This is a genomic window from Pantoea sp. 18069, from assembly GCF_902706035.1.
Lineage (GTDB): Bacteria > Pseudomonadota > Gammaproteobacteria > Burkholderiales > Burkholderiaceae_C > Comamonas.
In genome coordinates this window covers 93374-110191 of record NZ_CACSJA010000008.1, presented here as the reverse complement: position 1 = coordinate 110191, position 16818 = coordinate 93374, and the positions used below count along the sequence as shown (strand labels likewise).

The following is a 16818-nucleotide window of genomic DNA, read 5'->3' as shown; positions in this document are numbered from 1 at the left end:
CTTACTTTGCAGCCCAGACCGTGCCGGCCGGGTTATTGATGGGCACGCCCACCGCGTTGCCATATTCGGTCCACGAGCCGTCGTAGTTCTTCACGTCGTAGCCCAGGATCTTGGACAGCGCGAACCAGGTGTGGCTGGAGCGCTCGCCGATGCGGCAGTAGGTGATCACCGGCTTGCTGCCGTCGATGCCCACGCCCGCATAGAGCTTGCGCAGCTCTTCCTTGGTCTTGAACGTGCCGTCTTCCTGCACCGCCTGGCCCCAGGGCACGTTCACCGCGCCGGGAATGTGGCCCGCGCGGATCGCGAGTTCGGGCACGCCGGCCGGGGCAAACACCTTGCCCTGGTACTCGTCGCCCGAGCGGATGTCGATCAGCTTGGCCTGCGACTTGCCTTCGGCCACGGCCAGGGCGTCGCTCAGGCGCGCGCGCAGGTCCAGATTGACCTTGCCCACACGGTAGGTGGTGGCCGCGTATTCGGGCGCGCGGTTGTTCAATGGGCGGTTCTCTGCCTCCCATTTCTTGCGTCCGCCATCGAGCAGCTTGACGTTCTTCACGCCATAGATGTCGAACACCCAGGCGCCCCAGGCCGCAAACCAGTTGTTGGTGTCGCCGTACAGCACGACCGTGGTGTCGTCCTTCACGCCGGCCTTGGACAGCAGCTTCTCGAAGTCCTGCTTGCCGACGATGTCGCGGCGCAGCTTGTCGTTGAGGTCGTTGTGCCAGGAGAAGTTCACCGCGCCGGGAATGTGCGCGCGCTCGTAGAGGCCGGGGTTGACGCTGACCTCGATCACGCGCACGTCGGCGCGGTGGAGGTTTTGCGCCAGCCATTCGGCAGTGACCAGCGGGCCGGCGCTGCTGCTCGCCGCCGTGTTGGCCAGGGCGGTACCCGCCAGCGTGGCCAACAGCACGGTGCCGCCCACTTTGATTGCAAGGGCCCGCAGGCCGAAGGCAGAAACTGTCGTTGTCATGGTGGTCCTTGTAGGTTCAGAGGCGGAGGCTTTCGCGCCAGCGTTGAGGCCAGCACTTAAAACTCAATGTAGAAGCGCGCATGGCGGCGGACAAGTGAGTTTTTGGAGCATGCATATGAGGCCACCGCATAGCTGCCGCGCTGCCTGTCAGGCCCCGCCAGCGCGTCGATGTGGAACAACTCGGTTTGACCTGCGAAAAACGCGCTATAATTTGAATCTACGGTGGCTGTAGCTCAGTTGGTAGAGTCCAGGATTGTGATTCCTGTTGTCGTGGGTTCGAGCCCCATCAGCCACCCCAAATACAAAAAGGCCCTTGAGCAATCAAGGGCCTTTTTCGTTATGGGCTGCAGTGCCTGGGCCATGGTGCATGGCACATCCAGGCGGCGCCCCGCCGTGGCCATCGTCTGGCCGCTCTCCACCAATCGCACCGCTTCGTTGCTTGAATACCAGCGTGTATCGGGCCCTGACCGTCTTGTTCATCTTCGTTCTCCTTGCTTGACACACGCCGACATGATTGAACACGTTCTTAGCAAGGGGTACGTTTTTCAGGGGCAAGGTCAGAAGGGCGAAGTCTGCATCGTAGGAAACGAATCGAATCGGACTACTAAAGTTATCTGGAAATGATTGCACGACTCGAAAAACCATATCTGGTACATTTGACAGCCTAGGAGTTAAGCATGTACCCAACACTGTTCAATGAGAAACGTACAGCACAGGCTGCAGCGTTCTTGCTGCACCGTGCTGGCGGTCGTCTGCCTCTTTTGAAGCTGATGAAGCTTCTGTACCTGTCGGAGCGTGAATCGCTAAAGGTTTACGGGGAGCCGATCACAGGCGATAAGCTGGTCTCAATGCCCCATGGACCTGTGCTTTCTTTGACCTATGACTACATGAACGGCGCGGTGCAAAGTGTCGATGGCGGTTGGACGACATGGGTTGATGATCGTGCAGGTCATGACTTGGCACTTAAAGACCCCAGCATGATCCGGACGCCAGAAGACGACCTTCTTGAGTTAAGCGATGGCGACTTGGAGGTGCTGGGTAGTGTGTGGGAAAAATTCGGGCACATGAGCAAGTTTGCTCTGGTCGAGTACACGCATGGTGACGCCTGTCCTGAGTGGGTAGATCCGCAGGGCTCAAGTGCTGCAATTCCGCTCGATCGCCTCTTTTCTGCTTTGGGGTTTTCACAGCAAGGGGTAGATTCTGCAGTTAGTCACCTGAAAGAGCAGGCGCAACTCAACACGGCGTTCGCCTGAAATGCCCTGGAGTTGCGAACAAGGTGCTTGCTTGTTGGTTCCCTCCGGGCCTGCAGACTTCAAGCACCTTTTTGCGATAGCCCTCGGTCCAGCCAGTCTGGGAGGCTATGGAAATAAGCCTCACGTCATCATGGTAAGCGTCACATCCGTGAAGCCCGAGTTTCCGCATGACGCTGCTTGTGTCATCATGGCTGGCGAGCATCCATTCATCACGCATGACAGCTACGTTTACTACCGTGATCCGCGCATCGAGTCTGTTGATCATGTGCAGAAAATGGTTGATCAGGCTGTATGGCAAGCGAGAGAGTCCTGTAGCCCTGAATTGCTGGCTCGTATCCGCCAAGGGCTGAAAACTTCCAGTCGTGTTCCGCGATACGTCAAGAAAATGCTCGATTAAAGCGAGGAAGGCTCTGGCCGCAGTCCAAGACTGCGGTGCAACCGCCTCAATGAAGCAGGAACCCGCCGAAGCGGCTATGCAAGAGGTAACTCATGCGTAGCGCAGCAGGAATCTCCCTCCTTCCCACGCAAGCGGTGGCCTCGGCCAAGGTGGGAGAGGATGTCAACTACGCCGGGCCGGCCAGCGGGCCTTTCGCCGCCGTGATCAGCGGAGCGCGTCGCTGGCCCATCGCGCGCTCGAACAGCGCCATGAAGCGCGGTGCGATATTCGAGATGTGGTACTGCCGGCCCGTCTCCTGCGCGGCCTTGGCATAGCGCGCGCGCCGCGGCGGGTCGGCGCGCAGCGCGCGTATCGCTTCGATCCAGGCGTCGTCGTTGTCGGGCAGCAGCAGCCCGTTGACATCGTGCTGTACCAGCTCTGGAGTGAAGCCCCAGTTGGAGCCGATGACGCAGCCGCCGCGCGCGAGGATTTCCATCAGGCCCCAGTTCGCCACGCCATGGCGCAGCGGATAGAGGAACAGGTCCACGCCCGCGAGCATTTCGGCGAATTGCGCATAGGGCAGGCGCCCTGGAAACTCGACGACCTGCGCGCCAGGATAGACCTTGAGCAGATGGTCGCGAAAACTCGCGACCTTGCCGCCATAGCGGCGCTCGACCCATTGTTGCTCGTAGCCATAGGTTGCGGCCGCGGGGTCGCCGATGGCTATAAAGCGCGTGTCCTTTGCATCGCCTTCGCGCACCATGCGGTCCACGAGTCGCATATAGGTTTCAAAGCCTTTGGCGCTCGACAGATCGCGCGCCGAGAACGCGATGGTGAACGGCTGGCCGTCCGCCGCGGCCTCGGCGCTCTTGCGCAGCGGCGGCTGGATGTCGAAGCCTTCGAACTGCACCGCGATGCGGTCCTGCAGCAGCGGTGGAAACATAGAGCGCGCATGGGCGCTGGGCACGATCGTCAGGTCGCTGCGCAGCACCTGGTGAAAGTGCAGCATTTCGGTGTTGCGGTCGGCCAGCCGCTGGGCTTCGTCCGGCGGATAGGTTGCATCGCAGCCGTGGGTGCGGTAGCTCGGAAACTCGATGTAGCTGACGATGGCTGCGTCCAGCTCGTCATACAGCCAGTTGGGCGCGCCCCACAGCGAGTGCGCGACCACCACGTCGATGCGCCGGCCTTGCGCCTTCTCGAACGCCTTGAGCGCCTTGAGCACGCCGCGGCAGATGCGCGCCGAGCGCTCGACCTTGCCGGAATAGTAATAGCTTTGCGGGCCGACGATCTTGCCATCGGGCTGGAAGGACAACAGGTGGTCGCAGTCCTTTTCATGCTTTGCCTTGTGGCCCGGCGTGGTCATGAACCAGCTGTCGGCCATGCCGCTGGCGCGCATGTGGCTGCACAGCAGGGTGTACTGGCTGGGATAGACGGCGCCGACGAAAACGATCAGAGGTTTTTGCATGGGGTGAAATTTGCAGAGACAGGCCCGGGTGTGCCCGAGCGGGAGGCGCATCGGGTCACTTTTCGAGTTCGTCCTCGGCTTCCAAAGGTATGCACACCGACAGCGGCACTTCGGGCTCGCCGTTGCTGATCTGGTACTTGCGCATCTTTTCCCACAGCACCTTGCGGCTGATGCCCAACTGGTCGGCCGTGGGCTGCCGTTTCCAGTCGTGGGCGCTCAGCGCGGCGATGATGCGGTTGCGCTCTTCCTGGTCCCAGTTGGAGCGGCTGGCCGGCACCGGCTCGCTGCTGGTCTGCAGCGGGAAAGTGACGGCCGACAGGCTTTGCGCCTGGCGCAGGATGCGCTCGGTCGCGCCGCCCGCAAGCCAGTCCTGCGTCTGGCGCGCGGCAACGCCTATGCGTTCGGTCAGATTGCGCAGCTCGCGCACATTGCCCGGAAAGTACATCTGCGCCACCGCGTCGAGAATGAAGAAGGGCGGCTCGCCGAGCGTGGCCAGCATTTCCTCGCCGACCACCTTGTGCAGGATGCTCGAGAAGATCGCGAGCTTGTCGGCTTCGCCGCGCTCCTCGAGGCTGGGCATCTGCAGCTCGATCACCGCGAGGCGAAAGAACAGGTCGGCGCGAAAGCGCCCGGCATGCACCTGCTCGCGCAGCGGCTTGTTGGTCGCGGCCACGAGCCGGAAATCGAGCCGCACGGGCGTGGCCGAGCCGAGTCGCGTGACGGTGCGCTCCTCGAGCACGCGCAGCAGCTTGACCTGCTGGTACAGCGGCAGGTCGGCGATTTCGTCGAGGAACAGCGTGCCGCCGCTGGCCTGCTCGAAAAAGCCCTTGTGGGCCGTCACGGCGCCGGTGAACGAGCCTTTGGCATGGCCGAAGAACAGGGACTCGAACAGGCCATCGGGAATCGCACCGCAGTTGACCACGACGAACGGCCCCTGGCCATAGTGGGTGTTGCGCACATGCAGCCGCTCGGCGATGCGCTCCTTGCCGGTGCCGGTCTCGCCGCTGATGAGCACGCTGTGCTCGCAGTCGGCGAAAGTGTCGACGTCATTGAGCAGGCTCAGCATGCAATCGGCGACGGCGATGATGTCATCCGAGCGCTGGGGCTGGTTGTGCGAGCTCTGCAGACGCTGAAGAATGCGCGCCAGCATCGCGCGCAGTTCCGCGCCGGTGAAGTCGAACGGCAGCACATGCGAGTACTCCGTCGCATAGCTGCCCGCGCTCGCGCCGCGCAGGTTGGAGCTGACCCACAGCACCGGCATGCCGCCAAACGTACCTTCGACATGCTGGCGGCTGAAGCGCGCGCCTTCGAGCACCGAGACGCTCACGACCGAAATCGCGTTCTGGCCCACGGTCGAAGCCGGCGGCAGATTCAGTCCATCGGCGCGCACGACTTCCACATCCATGCTGAGCATGCAACGTTCTACCCGTTCCGCTATATCGGCTTGGCCTTCCCAGACGTAGATGACCAAATCACTCTGATTCACTGTACTTTTCCTTGTTGTCCATGCAGGTTGGTGCGCATTGCTGTCAAAACACCAGTTCGGCCGAATTGCAGTTGATGTCCAGTGCCTTGACTTCGTTGCGGCCCAGTTCCAGGCCCAATACGTTGTTCAGCAGCGGCGAGAGCAGGGCCTGGCCTACGCCATTGAGCAGCCCCTTGAGCGGGTTCAGAATGGGTTTGAGCAGCACGCACAGCGCGCCGTTGCAGGTCACGCTGCTGGTGGCGGTGTTTTTCAGCGAGTCGACCAGGGCGTTGGCATCGGTCAGGTTCACGTGGGTGCTTTGCTTCTTGAGCAGGTTGTTCAGATTCGACAGAACGCAGGAATTCCATGCCAGCAGGGATGTCAGCAGTCCCGCACAACTGGTGTAACCATTGCCCAAGGTGCTGATTCCTACGAGATCAAGCACGCCGTAAGTGGTGCTCGTATAGGCCTTGAAAGCCTGCGAGAAAGTGCCGCTGCCCCATTCGCTGGGCGCACAGATGACCAGCAGGCAGCTCTTGGGGATTGCGTTGCTGAAAGTGAAGTTCGTATTGACGAGTTTTCCCAGGTAGCCGTCGGTGCCTTCGATGCCGCGGCCATTGAGCAGCAGATTGATCGCGGGATCGATCTTGTAGAAGCCGTTGACCTTGGTCTCTTCGAGATAGAGTTTTGCAAGCGCTTCGATCTGGGCGTCCTGGGTCTGCGTGGCCGTGCCATCGGTGCTCATACCCTGCCAGCTGGCGTTCATGATGGGCGGCGAGAACAGGCCACCCAGCAACTGGAACACTGCATCGGTCAGTGCGCCCACGGTATCGCCCAGCAGTAGCGGATTCGCCTGTGTCCATTTGGACTGGTCCTTGGCAATGTCCAGCAGTGTTTCGTCGTTCGCCTGCAGAACGCTCACGTTGATCGGGCCGCGCACGTTCAGCGACAGCGGTGTCTTGATCAGGAGGTTGCTCGGGTCATTGGGGCTCAGCTCCGGATGGCCGATGGTGATCTTGGCGAGCCGCGATGCCACATCAACATTGAGCGAAGGCGGGTTGCTGCGGCAGTTCACGCCATTGTCTTCATTGAGCATTCCATCGGCGCTTACGCCGTCGATCTTGATCGGCAAGTTGATGCGCACGCCCAGCGTATCGAGCAAGTTGCCCAGCAGCGGAAGCCCTTTGGAGTCGATGTCAAGATTGAGTCGGACCTGGGCGCTGTTGCCTACGGTGCCGCGGCCGATCACGATGGTTGGGGGTTCGACGACGGTCAGTCCGAGCTTGACGGTGTTGAGCAGCGACGTGTCCTTGACCTGCAGTGCATGGCCATTGGCGGCGATCATGATGGCCGTGTTCAGCACGGCGCCAATGCCGATCTGGGTATCGAGCGCAGCGGCGTTGGGCGACGTGGTCTTGCCCAGCGACAGGAACGTGAAAATGCCCGGTGTGCCGGTGCTCGAATCTCCAAGCAAGGGGATCTTGGTGTCGAGCAGTCGCACACCGTCGATTTTCAGATCCTTGATGACATCGATGGCGGCACGCACATCGGCTGTCAGCGTGTCGTCGGAAATGACTTCCAGCGATGCATCAAGGATTTGCAACAGGGACAGATTATTGAGGTCGGCCAATTGCTGCGGCGTGAGCACAGCCAGCCCTTCAATCCCCAGGTCGATGCCCAGAGCCTTGAGCAGGCCTGACGGTGAAATCTTGCCATTCACCAGACCGTTGGCATCGAGCACCGTCAGTTTGTCGGCATCAAGGCCGATCAGCGTCAGCACGCGACCCAAAGGCGCATCGTTGTTGAGATTCAGCAGCTGCGAGCCAATCTGGAAGGAGGTAGTGGGATCGGTGCGCTGGGCAATGGCTTCGGCGCGCACGCGACGGCTCCAGGGACCGGGGATAAACCGCGGCGAGTCGCCTTCGAGCACCACCTGCGCGGCCGTGGTGTCGGTTGTATGGCCGAGGAAATGGCGCGGCGCGGCGTATTTCGCCGCATTCCATTCGCCGCAGACCACGCTCTTGGTTAAAGGGCTGATCGGTGAGGGCCAGTTCGACTCGACACTCTGGGCGCCGGCAGCAACACAGGTCGCGTTGTCATTCGGCGGACCAATCCCCTGCACTGCCTCAATCGCCGCGAGATCCGCAATGCGCTGCAGATCCCGCTTGGCGTAGAACGAATAGCCCAGATCGACGACGCCCAGAATCAGTACAGTGACGGAGAGAAACACCGCGAACTGGATCAGCAGGCTGCCGCGTTGCGTGGCCGGGCGTGCCTTGGCGTAACGGCCCAGGCGCGCGGCATGTGGGAAAACCATCGGTTGCATAGCGGGTTCCTCCGGTTTCATGGCGGGGTGTCCACGGCGTACTGGATGACGCTGCGGGCCTGGATGGTCTCGGGCTCGATGAAGTTCAGCCCACCCGCGCTGCCCAGCAGCGCCGGGCGCGCGTAGGTGACGTTCAGGGTCAAGGCCCCTGTGCCGTCCAACGTGACCGTGGGGTTCGCCGCGTTGCCCAGATGGCTGCGCAATGCTGCTCTGATGGACGTTTGCGCGGCTTCGAGTGCTTCCGTTTGCGAATGGGCTGTGCCATCGGATTTCGGTGCGTGCAGCATGCGGGATACCTGCCGTGCCCCATCCCCCGTGGCGCGCGTGACCACCTGCTGCGTCTGCAGCACTTCCCAGAAGACGAATATGCCGAGAAAGATCGGCAGCATCACGAACAGCGCCAGCAAGGCGAATTCCAGGGCCGCAATGCCGCGTTGCAGGCGAAAGGGCGGGGGCATGAAGCCGCTTCGCTTTGAGCGCCCTGGCGCAAAACGCCCTTCGACAAGCTCAGGGCGAACGGTAGTGGGGGCGTTCGTCCTGAGTTCCGGGCCCGTCGAAGGGGCGAGGGAATGCTGTGCTCCGCGCGGAAACGATGGAATGCAATCGGAGGTGTGGCGCATGTCAGAACCCCTTCTGATCGACGACGATCTGGGCCTGCGCCTGCAGATCGGGCATTGCGACTTCGAGCAGGCCCATCGTCAGCGATGGGGTGAAAGCGTGCTGTGCGTACGGCAGCGTCAGCCGTACCTGCACCATGCAGGGAGCGTTCTTGTCGAGGTCGCAGACCAGGTCTTCGGGGCAATTCGCGTTGTTATTGAGTTCGCAGACCATGAAACTGAAGTTGCTGTCTATCGTGCCCTTGAGCTGCGCAGGCAGCCAGTCCAGGTTGTTCTTCACGACGGCCAGTGCGCGCGCCTGGCGATCGGTGCGGGAGGTCTTGAATTGCAGCGCCGCGCGCGCGCCGTCCTCGACGGCCCATTGCATCGATTCGCGCACCAGAAAGCCCAGGCCGAAGCTCAGGATGGCGTAGAGCAGCATGAAAAACACGATGAAGACCAGCGCCCATTCCAGCGCATAGACACCACGCTGCCGGCGTGGCGGGGCAGAGGTTCGTGGTGGCAATGGCATGGCGTGATCCTTCATTTGGATGAGGCGCGCTTACTTCGTCGCGACGCCCAGGCCGGTGCTGTAGTGCTCCGGAATGGTGGTCTCGAAACTCTTGAGATAGCGCTGATAGCTGCGGCTGGCCTGCTCGCCATCGATGCTGCGCGGGTGTACGCCGGGCGAGGCGCGCTGCATGTCCCAGAGCGCCTCCGTGGCGCTGCCTATGTCGATTCTTCTGACGCGCAGGGGCAGGGGCTGAACGGCATTGGGTGCCTGAACAGCAGCCTGGGCCACTGCGGGGGAGGGCTGCGCAAGGCTGCCGGCCTCAATGGGGCTGGGCTGCGCCACTTCCACGGAGGCGACGGTGCGGTCAGCCGGGTCCACCTGGGCATGGGCTGCGCTGGCGAAAGCCAGCCCCAGCAGCAGCGCCGCCATCGGCGTGCAGAGGCGGCGCGTATGGGATGCGAAATGGGACATCATGGTGCTTCCTTATTGCGGATGGGCGGGCGCAGGGCTGCGGTCTGCCGTGAGCGTGGGTGCATCGAGCGCGCGGGCGGGCGCTGGCGCTGGCAAGGCATTGCTGGCGCCGGCATCCGCCGCGGGCGCACGCGGCGGATAGTCAAGGACGATGGTTCTGAGCTTTTCAGGCGCGGCCACCGAGGCTGCAAGCGCAGGCGCTGCCAGGCCCTGCGGCACGGCTGCATTTGCACGGTTTTGCACGGCCTGCGCGATGGTTGCGAGCTGGGCCTGCAGGGTCTGCAACGAGGTGTCGTCGATCAGCGGCGCGGCGTTCCTGGCCGGGGGCTGGCGCAGGCGGTCCAGCAGTTGCGTGGCCTGGTCCTGGGCGCCGCTGGCCAGCCAGTACAGCGCGAGGTTCAGCTGGACACGCGCATTCGACGGCGCGAGCTGCGCTGCCTGCAGCATCGGCAGCGATGCCGCGTCCAGCTGGCCGTCCAGCATATGGGTGTAGGCCAGGTCGCTGAGCAGGTCGGCGTCAATGGGGTTGAGCTGGCGCGCGCGCTCGAGTTGCGCGACCGCCTGCGCGTAGCGTTTGTGGCCCGCATGCAGCAGCCCCAGGCCGCGGTGGGCGCGGGCCTGGGTCGTGCTGTCCGGCTCGCCCAGCAGCGCGCGGTATTCCTTCTCGGCGAGCAGCACCTGGCCGGTATTGCGCTGCGCATCGGCGCGCAACAGCCGCATCTGCGCGCTGGCGCCGTGCTGGCGCTCGAACGCTTCGGTATGTGCAAGCGAGGCATACCACTGGTTGGCCTGCTGCATTTGCGTGATCAGGCTCAGATAGGTCTGCTGGGGGTCGATCTGCGTGGCTTGCTCGGCTTTTTCCATCTGCTGCTGCGCCTGCAGCGCCAGGCCGGCATCGGCGGCCGCGCCATAGCCTTGTGCGGGCTTGGACGCGCAGCCCGCGAGCAGCAGCGAGCAGGCCGCGAGTGCGAGCCCGGCGGCGGTGCGGTGCGGCTGCGAAAAGCGTGCGTTGGTCGACATGGCCTATTTCCCTCCCATGGAAGACAGCGAACGGATGACGGCCGTGAAGCCCGGGCCCGCCGTGATGACAAGCAGGGCCGGCAGCAGGGTCAGCACCATGACGCCGGTCATCTTGACGGTGATGATTCCTATCTTTTCCTTGAAGCCCGCCTGGCGCTTTTCGCGCAGGCGCAGGCTGAATTCCTTGAGCGGGTCCTGCACGGCGCCGCCATGCTTGTCGACCTGCACCAGCAGATTGACGACGGCGCTGAGATCGTCATCGGCACCGAGGTAGGCAAGGCGCTGCAGCGACTGCTCGCGCGTGCGGCCGCTGCTGTAAAGCCGGTTGGCAAGCGCCAGCTCGTTGCCGATCACACGCAGCACGCCCGTGAATTCCGTCGCGAGAATCTGCATGCTCTGGTCAATGCTCAGGCCTACACCTTGGAGCAGGCGCAGGAGGTCTACAAACAGCGGCAGCTCGTCGACCACGCACTGGCGGCGTTTGTTGGCCTTGGAGCGCACCACCCATTTGGGCAGCATCATTCCGAGGCCAAAGGCAAGAAAGCCAAAGATCAGCGCATACAAGCCCTTGGGCTGGAGCAGCAGCAATACCAGCAGGGGCAGCGAAAGCGCCAGCACCACGCGGCTGATCACGTAGACCAGGCCGCCGCGCGCGACTTCCAGGCCCGCCAGTTCCATCAGCTTGCGGTCTTCGCTGGCGAACAGCGCTTTGGACAGACCCGATTGCAGCCATGCCGGCGGCCTGAGGCTGTTGGCGACCGATTGCGCCATGGCCGCTTCGGCCTTGTCGCCGCCGGCGCTCGCCGACAGCGCAGGGGCGCCGGGCATGGGAAAGGGGGCCATCGCCGCCGCGCTGGCTTCGCGCACGTGCAGCATTTCGCCGACGCGCGCTTCCGCGCGCGCCGAGCGGCGCAGCTGCCAGGCCAGCGCGCCGGCCAGCAGCAGCACGCCCAGGGCCGCGAGCGCAAGGCTGGCAATCCACAGTTGCTGCTCCGTCATGGCTGCTCCTTGGAAAGGGCAAGCCGCAGCACGGCGCTGCGCGGTCGCGTGAAGAACGGGGTGGTGGTTTCTGTGAGCATGGGGCTTTGCGTCCTACTTGAGGCGGGCCAGGCGGTACAGAAAAAACGAGCCGAAAATCTGCAGCGCGGCGGCGACGAGAATCATCTTCTGGCCCATGCCGTCGTTCCACATGCGCATGAAGTAGCCCTGGTTGAGCAGCATGATCATGGTGCCGACCACGATGGGCAGCAGCGCCAGAATCCAGGCTGACAGCCGCACTTCCGCCGACATTGCATGCAGCTCGCGTTCGGCCGACTGGCGATCGCGGATATAGCTGGACACGCGCTCGAGCACCACGTCGGCGCGCCCGCCGTAGCGCGTGGTCATGCGAAACACCGCGGCCAGCAGCCCGAACTCGGGCAGGCCCCAGGTGCGCTCGAGTTGCGCCATGGCCTGGCCCAGGTCGGGCGAGACATTGAGCGAGGCCGACGCATGCTGCAGCGCCGCTCCCAGCGGCTGGGGCACGTTGCTGCTGGCGAACTGGAAGGCCGCGGGCAGCGAGTTGCCAATGGACAGCAGCCGCACCATGTTGTCGAGAAAACCGGGCAATTGCGTGAGCATCTTGGCGCGGCGCCGGCTCAGGCGCAGCCAGATGCCGAACGCGCCCAGCAGCAGGCACAGCCCCAGCACCATCGCGCCCATGACGGCGCCGCCTTGCAGCGCCGCGATCACCGACAGCGCCAGCGCTCCCAGCGCCATCAGCACCAGCGTGCGCGGCGCAATGCCCCAGGCCTTGTAGCGCAGATATGCCTTGAGCCGGCGCAAGGCATCGGGCTGCGCCGGCTGGGCCTGGGTCGGCATGGTCGGCGCGCCCGCGCCGGGCAGGTTCAAAGGCTCGCTGATGTGCAGCTCGCGCCGTATGTCCAGACTGCGCCGCAGCGTGCTCTGGATGGACTGCTGCGCCTGCTTGCGCCGGGCGCTCGCAAACAGCCAGAGCGCGAGCGCGAACAGCACGCAGGCGAGCGCGCACAGCACCAGGATTGCGGGGGCCATGGAGGTCATCGCTCGTTCCCCTGGCTTTGCTGCGAACGCCACCAGCTCAGCAGCTTGGGAGAATGCGGCGAGATGCCCATGGAGACCCAGTGGTCGAGTTCCTGGCCATCGGCATCCATCTGGGGCTCGTAGCGGTAGAGCTCCTGCATAGAAATGATGTTGTCCGACATGCCGGTCACTTCGGTCAACGACAGCAGGCGCCGCCGGCCGTTGGACAGGCGGCCGATCTGCACGATGAAGTCGATGGCATTCGCAATCTGGCGGCGCAGGCTGGTCTCGCTGCCCTGGAAGCCCGCAAACCCGGCGAGCATTTCGGCGCGGTACAGACATTCGCGCGGCGAACTCGCGTGGATGGTGCCCATGGAGCCGTCGTGGCCGGTATTCATGGCCTGCAGCAGGTCCAGCACTTCGCCGCTGCGCACTTCGCCGACGATGATGCGGTCAGGGCGCATGCGCAGGCTGTTGACCAGCAGGTCGCGAATGCTCACATGGCCGCTGCCGTCAAAGCCGCCCGGGCGGCTTTCGAGCCGCACCACATGGCTGTGGTTCAGCGACAGCTCGGCCGTGTCCTCGATGCTGACGATGCGCTCGCGCCCGGGAATGAAGGTGGCCAGCGCGTTGAGCAGCGACGTCTTGCCCGAGCTGGTGCCGCCGCTGATCAGGATATTGCAGCGCGACTGCACGGCCATCTCCAGGATGCGGCAGATGTCGGCGTTGAAGGTGCCGAGCTTGACCAGGTCCTTGGGCGTCAGCGGGTCCTTGCGGAACTTGCGTATGGACACCGAGGGCCCGTCGATGGACAGCGGCGCGATGATGACATTGATGCGCCCGCCGTCGGGCAACCGGGCATCGACCATGGGGCTGGATTCGTCCAGGCGCCGGCCCAGCGGCGCGAGAATGCGCCGCACGATGCGCAGCACATGTTCGTCGTCCTTGAACTGCGAGGTTTCGCGCTTCAATATCCCGCCGCGCGAGACGTAGATGTCCTTGTAGCCGTTGATCAGGATGTCCTCGACATTCGGGTCATCGAGCAGCGTCTGCAGCGGGCCCAGCCCCGTGAGCTCGCGCGTCAGCGCGCTTGCGACCTGGTGGGCTTCCTGCTCGTTGACGGGCACGGCGTGCAGCCGGATGAAGCTGTCGAGCTCCAGCGACACGAACTGCGCAATCGCGGCCGGTGACCAACGCCCGAACTCCGCGCCCAGTTCCTCGATGCGGCTGAGCAGGTGGTCGTAGGCATTGTTCTTGAGGTCGGCGAGCAGCGCGCTGTTCTCGAACTCGGCAGGGCTGGCATGCGTCTGAGGGGAGTAGGCCGTGGTCATCATGGTGCGTTCAGTGGGTTCTGATGCGTTGCAACAGTCGGTTGAGCGGGCTCGCAGATGCAGTTTTCGCCAGCGCCGTTTCCGGGTGGTGATCGGCCAGCAGACGGTCCACCAGTTTCTCGACCGCCTGCACATAAGGCTCGCGCTTTTGCTGGGGTGTGAACAGCATTCCCTGGTTGACCACCTGGGCCAGCTCCCGGCGGCGTTCGGGCAGATGGGCCAGCAGGGGCAAGTGCAGCTGGCGCGCGATCTGCTCGGCGCTCAGCTCCAGGCGCGGGTCGTGGCGGCTGACGATCAGCTGCCGGCGGCTGCGCGGAATCTGCAGCCCGTCGAGGTATTGCAGCAATTCGGCGGTCCAGACCACGCTGGCCACGCTCTGGTCGCACACCACCCAGACTTCGCTGGCCGTGGGCAGCACGTCCTTGAGCATCTGCTGCGACTCGGTCGCCCCCATGTCGAGCACGATATGGCGGAAATAATGGCCCAGCCGGTTGAGCAGGGCCTGCACTTCGGTGGAGGGCAAGGCATGCGCATGGCGTGCGAGCGTGAGCAATCGCAGGCCACTCGCGTGGTGTGCGAGCGCGCTTTGCGCCATGCGCCGGTCCAGGCGGCGCTGCTGGTTGACGGCGTCGGTGAAGTCGAACTCGCCCGGGGTGTTGAGATACATCGCGCAATCTCCGCCGAGCGTGCCGAGTTCGATCAGCAGGCTGGACAGCGGCTCTTTGGCCGCACCATCCGCAGCCGCCGACGCCTCGCCCTGTGCGGCGGGCGCTGCAGCCGAGGCAGGCGGTGCGCCGCAGAGTCGCGCCTGCAGATGCCAGCTCAGGTGCGCGGCCAGCAGGCTGCACCCCAGCCCCGCGCGCGCCGAAACGATGGCGGTCTGCGGTGCGCGCGACACATGCAGGCCCGCGGATGGCGGGCTGCTGAGCAGCTTGCGCACGACCAGTTGCGCGGTCTCGACCGAGCCGTCGATATCGAGAAAATCCTGCACGCCGGTGCGCAGCGCGGCCAGCATGCATTGGCCGTGGCGCGCGCGGCCGATGGCGAGCCGGGGAATCTGCGGGTACTGCGTCTGCAGCTGCGCAGAGAGCGCGACGGCCGCATCGATACAGCCGGGATCGAACTGGATCAGCACCGCATACGGCTGGTGGTCCAGCACCAGATCGGTCAACCCTTCCTGAAAGCGCGCGAGGTGCAGGGAAGGGCCCTTCATCACATGCTGCATCCAGGTCTGGATCAGCGCGCCTTCCGAGAACTCGGCATGCACCAGCAGCAGGGGCACCTTGACGGGCACCGCTTCCTCCTGCGCAATCGGCGCGGCGCCAGCGCGGGCATGGACCGGTGACGGTTTCGGCAGCTCAGGCCGCGCAGGGCCGGGCGTGGCGTCTGCGGTCTGCCTGCTGTCCTGGTCTGCGCCGGTCAGGTCCGCCGCATCGGCGTCATGCGCACGCGCGGCCAGAAGATCGGCGAGCGACGGCACTGGCGGTTTGTCGCCGGGAGGCAGGGGGGCAAATGGCTCTTTGCTCATGGTATCAATAGGAGAAACCCGGCAGCGCCGAGTTGGCATAGGGCGCGCCCAGGAGGTACGGTGCCCAGACCTTGCCGGCATTGCGCTGCTCGGAGCGTGCCCCAGGCAGCATGGCCTCGAGGTCGGTATTGGCCGGCAGGGGCTGCACCAGGCGCGGCGTGACGATGATGACCAGCTCGGTCTCTTCCTGCGAGTAGTTGAGGTTCTTGAAGAAGGTGCCCAGGATGGGCAGGTCGCCGAGCAGCGGCACCTTGCTGACGCTGGAAATGGTGGCGCGGTTGACCAGGCCGCCGATGATGAAGCTTTCGCCATCGGCGAGCTCGACCATGGTGTCGGCGCGGCGCGTGCGCAGCGCCGGCACCGAGACGCCGCTGATGCTCAGCCCCTGGGTGTAGTCGAGGTCGCTGGCTTCGGGCGCGACCTTGAGCGCGATGCGCTCGTCGGAAAGAATGGTCGGCGTGAGCTGCAGCTTGACGCCGAATTCCTTGTACTCGATGGCGATATTGCCGTCGCGGCCCGGCACGGGAATCGGGATTTCGCCGCCGGCGAGAAAGCTCGCGCTCTGGCCGGTGTGGGCGACCAGCGTCGGCTTGGCGAGCACGCGGGCCAGGCCATTGCTTTCGAGAAAGCCCAGCTGCGCGGTAATGCCCGCACCGCTGAATGCCTTGCCAAAGCCCAGCACCAGGTTCATGGCATTGGTAATGGCAGAGCCGCCGCTGTCGCCGCCCGAGGTGCCGCCACTGGCTGCATTGCTGTTGCCGGGCGTGTAGACGCCGAACTGGAAGCCATGGTTGTTCGGGCCGCCGCTCGCGAGGTTCATGCCCGCGCGTCGCAGCGCCGATTTCTTGAACTCCACGACCTGCACATCGACCTGTACGGTATTGCTTGCGACCTTGACGGTGGACCGGTCGACCAGCACCGCGTCCCTGGGCGCTGCAGAGCGCAGTTCGGCCAGCGCCTGCGCGTGCTGGGGCAGCGAGCCCAGGCGGCGCTCGAGCAACAGGCGCTGGCTGCCTATGTGCACCTGCCGGGTGTGCGGCGCGCCGTTGACCGGCCAGACCACCAGGGTGGTCTGGCCGGGCGCCTTGGGCGTGAGCAGCAACTGCGCCGTGCGTGCCCCGGAAGCGCGGGACGCGGCCGGGCCCAGGTCGCGCAGCACTTTGACATCGAGCACATTCGGGTCGCCCACGGCGATGCGCTCCACGGCCGCGTTCTCCTGCAGCAAATGCTGCTGGCCCACGGTCAGGTCCAGCATGGGGCCTGCATCGCCAAGGCCCGTGCGCGCAGTGGCGGGCGCGGGCGTCTCGGCCGTCGGCTGGGCCATGCCGCTCGACGGGCTTGCGCACAAGGCCAGGCTGCCCAGGAGGCCGATGACGGTCGATTGCGAAATGGTTGCGGTTTTCATGGTCTCTACCCTGTGTGCACGAGAAGGGCCTGCGGCGGACGCAAGCGGGCAATGGTGTGGT

15 protein-coding genes and 1 tRNA gene are annotated in these 16818 nt (G+C 64.3%); 3 read left to right on the top strand and 13 right to left on the bottom strand.

Annotated elements, in window-relative coordinates; genetic code table 11:
- Position 1: 1 nt before the first annotated feature.
- Positions 2 to 967, bottom strand: coding sequence for a sulfurtransferase (locus tag GVL12_RS08850; RefSeq protein ID WP_159912952.1), 966 nt, complete (start codon positions 965 to 967; stop codon positions 2 to 4).
- 222 nt (positions 968 to 1189) lie between these two features.
- Here GVL12_RS08850 and GVL12_RS08845 point away from each other — a divergent pair.
- From GVL12_RS08845 to GVL12_RS08835, 3 genes are all read left to right on the top strand, one after another.
- Positions 1190 to 1265 (top strand) — tRNA-His (locus tag GVL12_RS08845).
- Between the two features lie 379 nt (positions 1266 to 1644).
- On the top strand, positions 1645 to 2220 hold the full coding sequence (locus tag GVL12_RS08840) for a Panacea domain-containing protein (RefSeq protein ID WP_159912950.1): 576 nt from the start codon (positions 1645 to 1647) through the stop codon (positions 2218 to 2220).
- A 31-nt stretch (positions 2221 to 2251) separates the two neighbouring features.
- Positions 2252 to 2617, top strand: coding sequence for a hypothetical protein (locus GVL12_RS08835; protein WP_235033830.1), 366 nt, complete (start codon positions 2252 to 2254; stop codon positions 2615 to 2617).
- Between the two features lie 166 nt (positions 2618 to 2783).
- Here the strand turns inward: GVL12_RS08835 and GVL12_RS08830 are convergent, their stop codons facing one another.
- The 12 genes from GVL12_RS08830 to GVL12_RS08775 form a co-directional block, all read right to left on the bottom strand.
- Positions 2784 to 4061, bottom strand: coding sequence for a glycosyltransferase (locus GVL12_RS08830; RefSeq protein ID WP_159912946.1), 1278 nt, complete (start codon positions 4059 to 4061; stop codon positions 2784 to 2786).
- Positions 4062 to 4116: 55 nt separating this feature from the next.
- Positions 4117 to 5475, bottom strand: a complete 1359-nt coding sequence (locus GVL12_RS08825; protein WP_200843611.1) for a sigma 54-interacting transcriptional regulator — start codon at positions 5473 to 5475, stop codon at positions 4117 to 4119.
- A gap of 115 nt (positions 5476 to 5590) precedes the next feature.
- A complete protein-coding gene (locus GVL12_RS08820; RefSeq protein ID WP_159912942.1) occupies positions 5591 to 7852 on the bottom strand; it encodes a pilus assembly protein TadG-related protein in 2262 nt (753 codons plus the stop codon).
- Between the two features lie 17 nt (positions 7853 to 7869).
- On the bottom strand, positions 7870 to 8310 hold the full coding sequence (locus GVL12_RS08815; protein WP_159912940.1) for a TadE/TadG family type IV pilus assembly protein: 441 nt from the start codon (positions 8308 to 8310) through the stop codon (positions 7870 to 7872).
- A 163-nt stretch (positions 8311 to 8473) separates the two neighbouring features.
- On the bottom strand, positions 8474 to 8980 hold the full coding sequence (locus GVL12_RS08810) for a TadE/TadG family type IV pilus assembly protein (RefSeq protein WP_200843610.1): 507 nt from the start codon (positions 8978 to 8980) through the stop codon (positions 8474 to 8476).
- A gap of 30 nt (positions 8981 to 9010) precedes the next feature.
- Positions 9011 to 9436, bottom strand: coding sequence for a DUF3613 domain-containing protein (locus tag GVL12_RS08805; protein WP_159912936.1), 426 nt, complete (start codon positions 9434 to 9436; stop codon positions 9011 to 9013).
- Positions 9437 to 9445: 9 nt separating this feature from the next.
- Positions 9446 to 10453 carry a hypothetical protein gene (locus GVL12_RS08800; protein WP_159912934.1) on the bottom strand — a complete coding sequence of 336 codons (1008 nt, stop codon included), beginning with the start codon at positions 10451 to 10453 and terminating at the stop codon, positions 9446 to 9448.
- Positions 10454 to 10456: 3 nt separating this feature from the next.
- Positions 10457 to 11452, bottom strand: coding sequence for a type II secretion system F family protein (locus GVL12_RS08795; RefSeq protein WP_159912932.1), 996 nt, complete (start codon positions 11450 to 11452; stop codon positions 10457 to 10459).
- 93 nt (positions 11453 to 11545) lie between these two features.
- Complete coding sequence (locus tag GVL12_RS08790) at positions 11546 to 12505, bottom strand: type II secretion system F family protein (RefSeq protein ID WP_200843609.1); 960 nt, start codon at positions 12503 to 12505, stop codon at positions 11546 to 11548.
- Between the two features lie 5 nt (positions 12506 to 12510).
- On the bottom strand, positions 12511 to 13827 hold the full coding sequence (locus GVL12_RS08785; protein ID WP_159912928.1) for a CpaF family protein: 1317 nt from the start codon (positions 13825 to 13827) through the stop codon (positions 12511 to 12513).
- A 7-nt stretch (positions 13828 to 13834) separates the two neighbouring features.
- Positions 13835 to 15352: a pilus assembly protein CpaE gene (locus GVL12_RS08780; protein ID WP_159912926.1), complete on the bottom strand. Its 1518-nt coding sequence runs from the start codon at positions 15350 to 15352 to the stop codon at positions 13835 to 13837.
- Between the two features lie 4 nt (positions 15353 to 15356).
- The gene (locus GVL12_RS08775; RefSeq protein WP_159912924.1) at positions 15357 to 16757 is read right to left on the bottom strand and encodes a type II and III secretion system protein family protein; all 1401 of its coding nucleotides are present in this window, start codon (positions 16755 to 16757) and stop codon (positions 15357 to 15359) included.
- Positions 16758 to 16818 lie beyond the last annotated feature (61 nt).

Excerpts from the sequence above, each read along its gene's own strand:
- GVL12_RS08850 (WP_159912952.1), bottom strand. The coding sequence starts at position 967 with ATGACAACGACAGTTTCTGCCTTCGGCCTGCGGGCCCTTGCAATCAAA.
- GVL12_RS08840 (WP_159912950.1), top strand. The coding sequence starts at position 1,645 with ATGTACCCAACACTGTTCAATGAGAAACGTACAGCACAGGCTGCAGCG.
- GVL12_RS08830 (WP_159912946.1), bottom strand. The coding sequence starts at position 4,061 with ATGCAAAAACCTCTGATCGTTTTCGTCGGCGCCGTCTATCCCAGCCAG.
- GVL12_RS08825 (WP_200843611.1), bottom strand. The coding sequence starts at position 5,475 with ATGCTCAGCATGGATGTGGAAGTCGTGCGCGCCGATGGACTGAATCTG.
- GVL12_RS08820 (WP_159912942.1), bottom strand. The coding sequence starts at position 7,852 with ATGCAACCGATGGTTTTCCCACATGCCGCGCGCCTGGGCCGTTACGCC.
- GVL12_RS08815 (WP_159912940.1), bottom strand. The coding sequence starts at position 8,310 with ATGCCCCCGCCCTTTCGCCTGCAACGCGGCATTGCGGCCCTGGAATTC.
- GVL12_RS08810 (WP_200843610.1), bottom strand. The coding sequence starts at position 8,980 with ATGCCATTGCCACCACGAACCTCTGCCCCGCCACGCCGGCAGCGTGGT.
- GVL12_RS08805 (WP_159912936.1), bottom strand. The coding sequence starts at position 9,436 with ATGATGTCCCATTTCGCATCCCATACGCGCCGCCTCTGCACGCCGATG.
- GVL12_RS08800 (WP_159912934.1), bottom strand. The coding sequence starts at position 10,453 with ATGTCGACCAACGCACGCTTTTCGCAGCCGCACCGCACCGCCGCCGGG.
- GVL12_RS08795 (WP_159912932.1), bottom strand. The coding sequence starts at position 11,452 with ATGACGGAGCAGCAACTGTGGATTGCCAGCCTTGCGCTCGCGGCCCTG.
- GVL12_RS08790 (WP_200843609.1), bottom strand. The coding sequence starts at position 12,505 with ATGGCCCCCGCAATCCTGGTGCTGTGCGCGCTCGCCTGCGTGCTGTTC.
- GVL12_RS08785 (WP_159912928.1), bottom strand. The coding sequence starts at position 13,827 with ATGATGACCACGGCCTACTCCCCTCAGACGCATGCCAGCCCTGCCGAG.
- GVL12_RS08780 (WP_159912926.1), bottom strand. The coding sequence starts at position 15,352 with ATGAGCAAAGAGCCATTTGCCCCCCTGCCTCCCGGCGACAAACCGCCA.
- GVL12_RS08775 (WP_159912924.1), bottom strand. The coding sequence starts at position 16,757 with ATGAAAACCGCAACCATTTCGCAATCGACCGTCATCGGCCTCCTGGGC.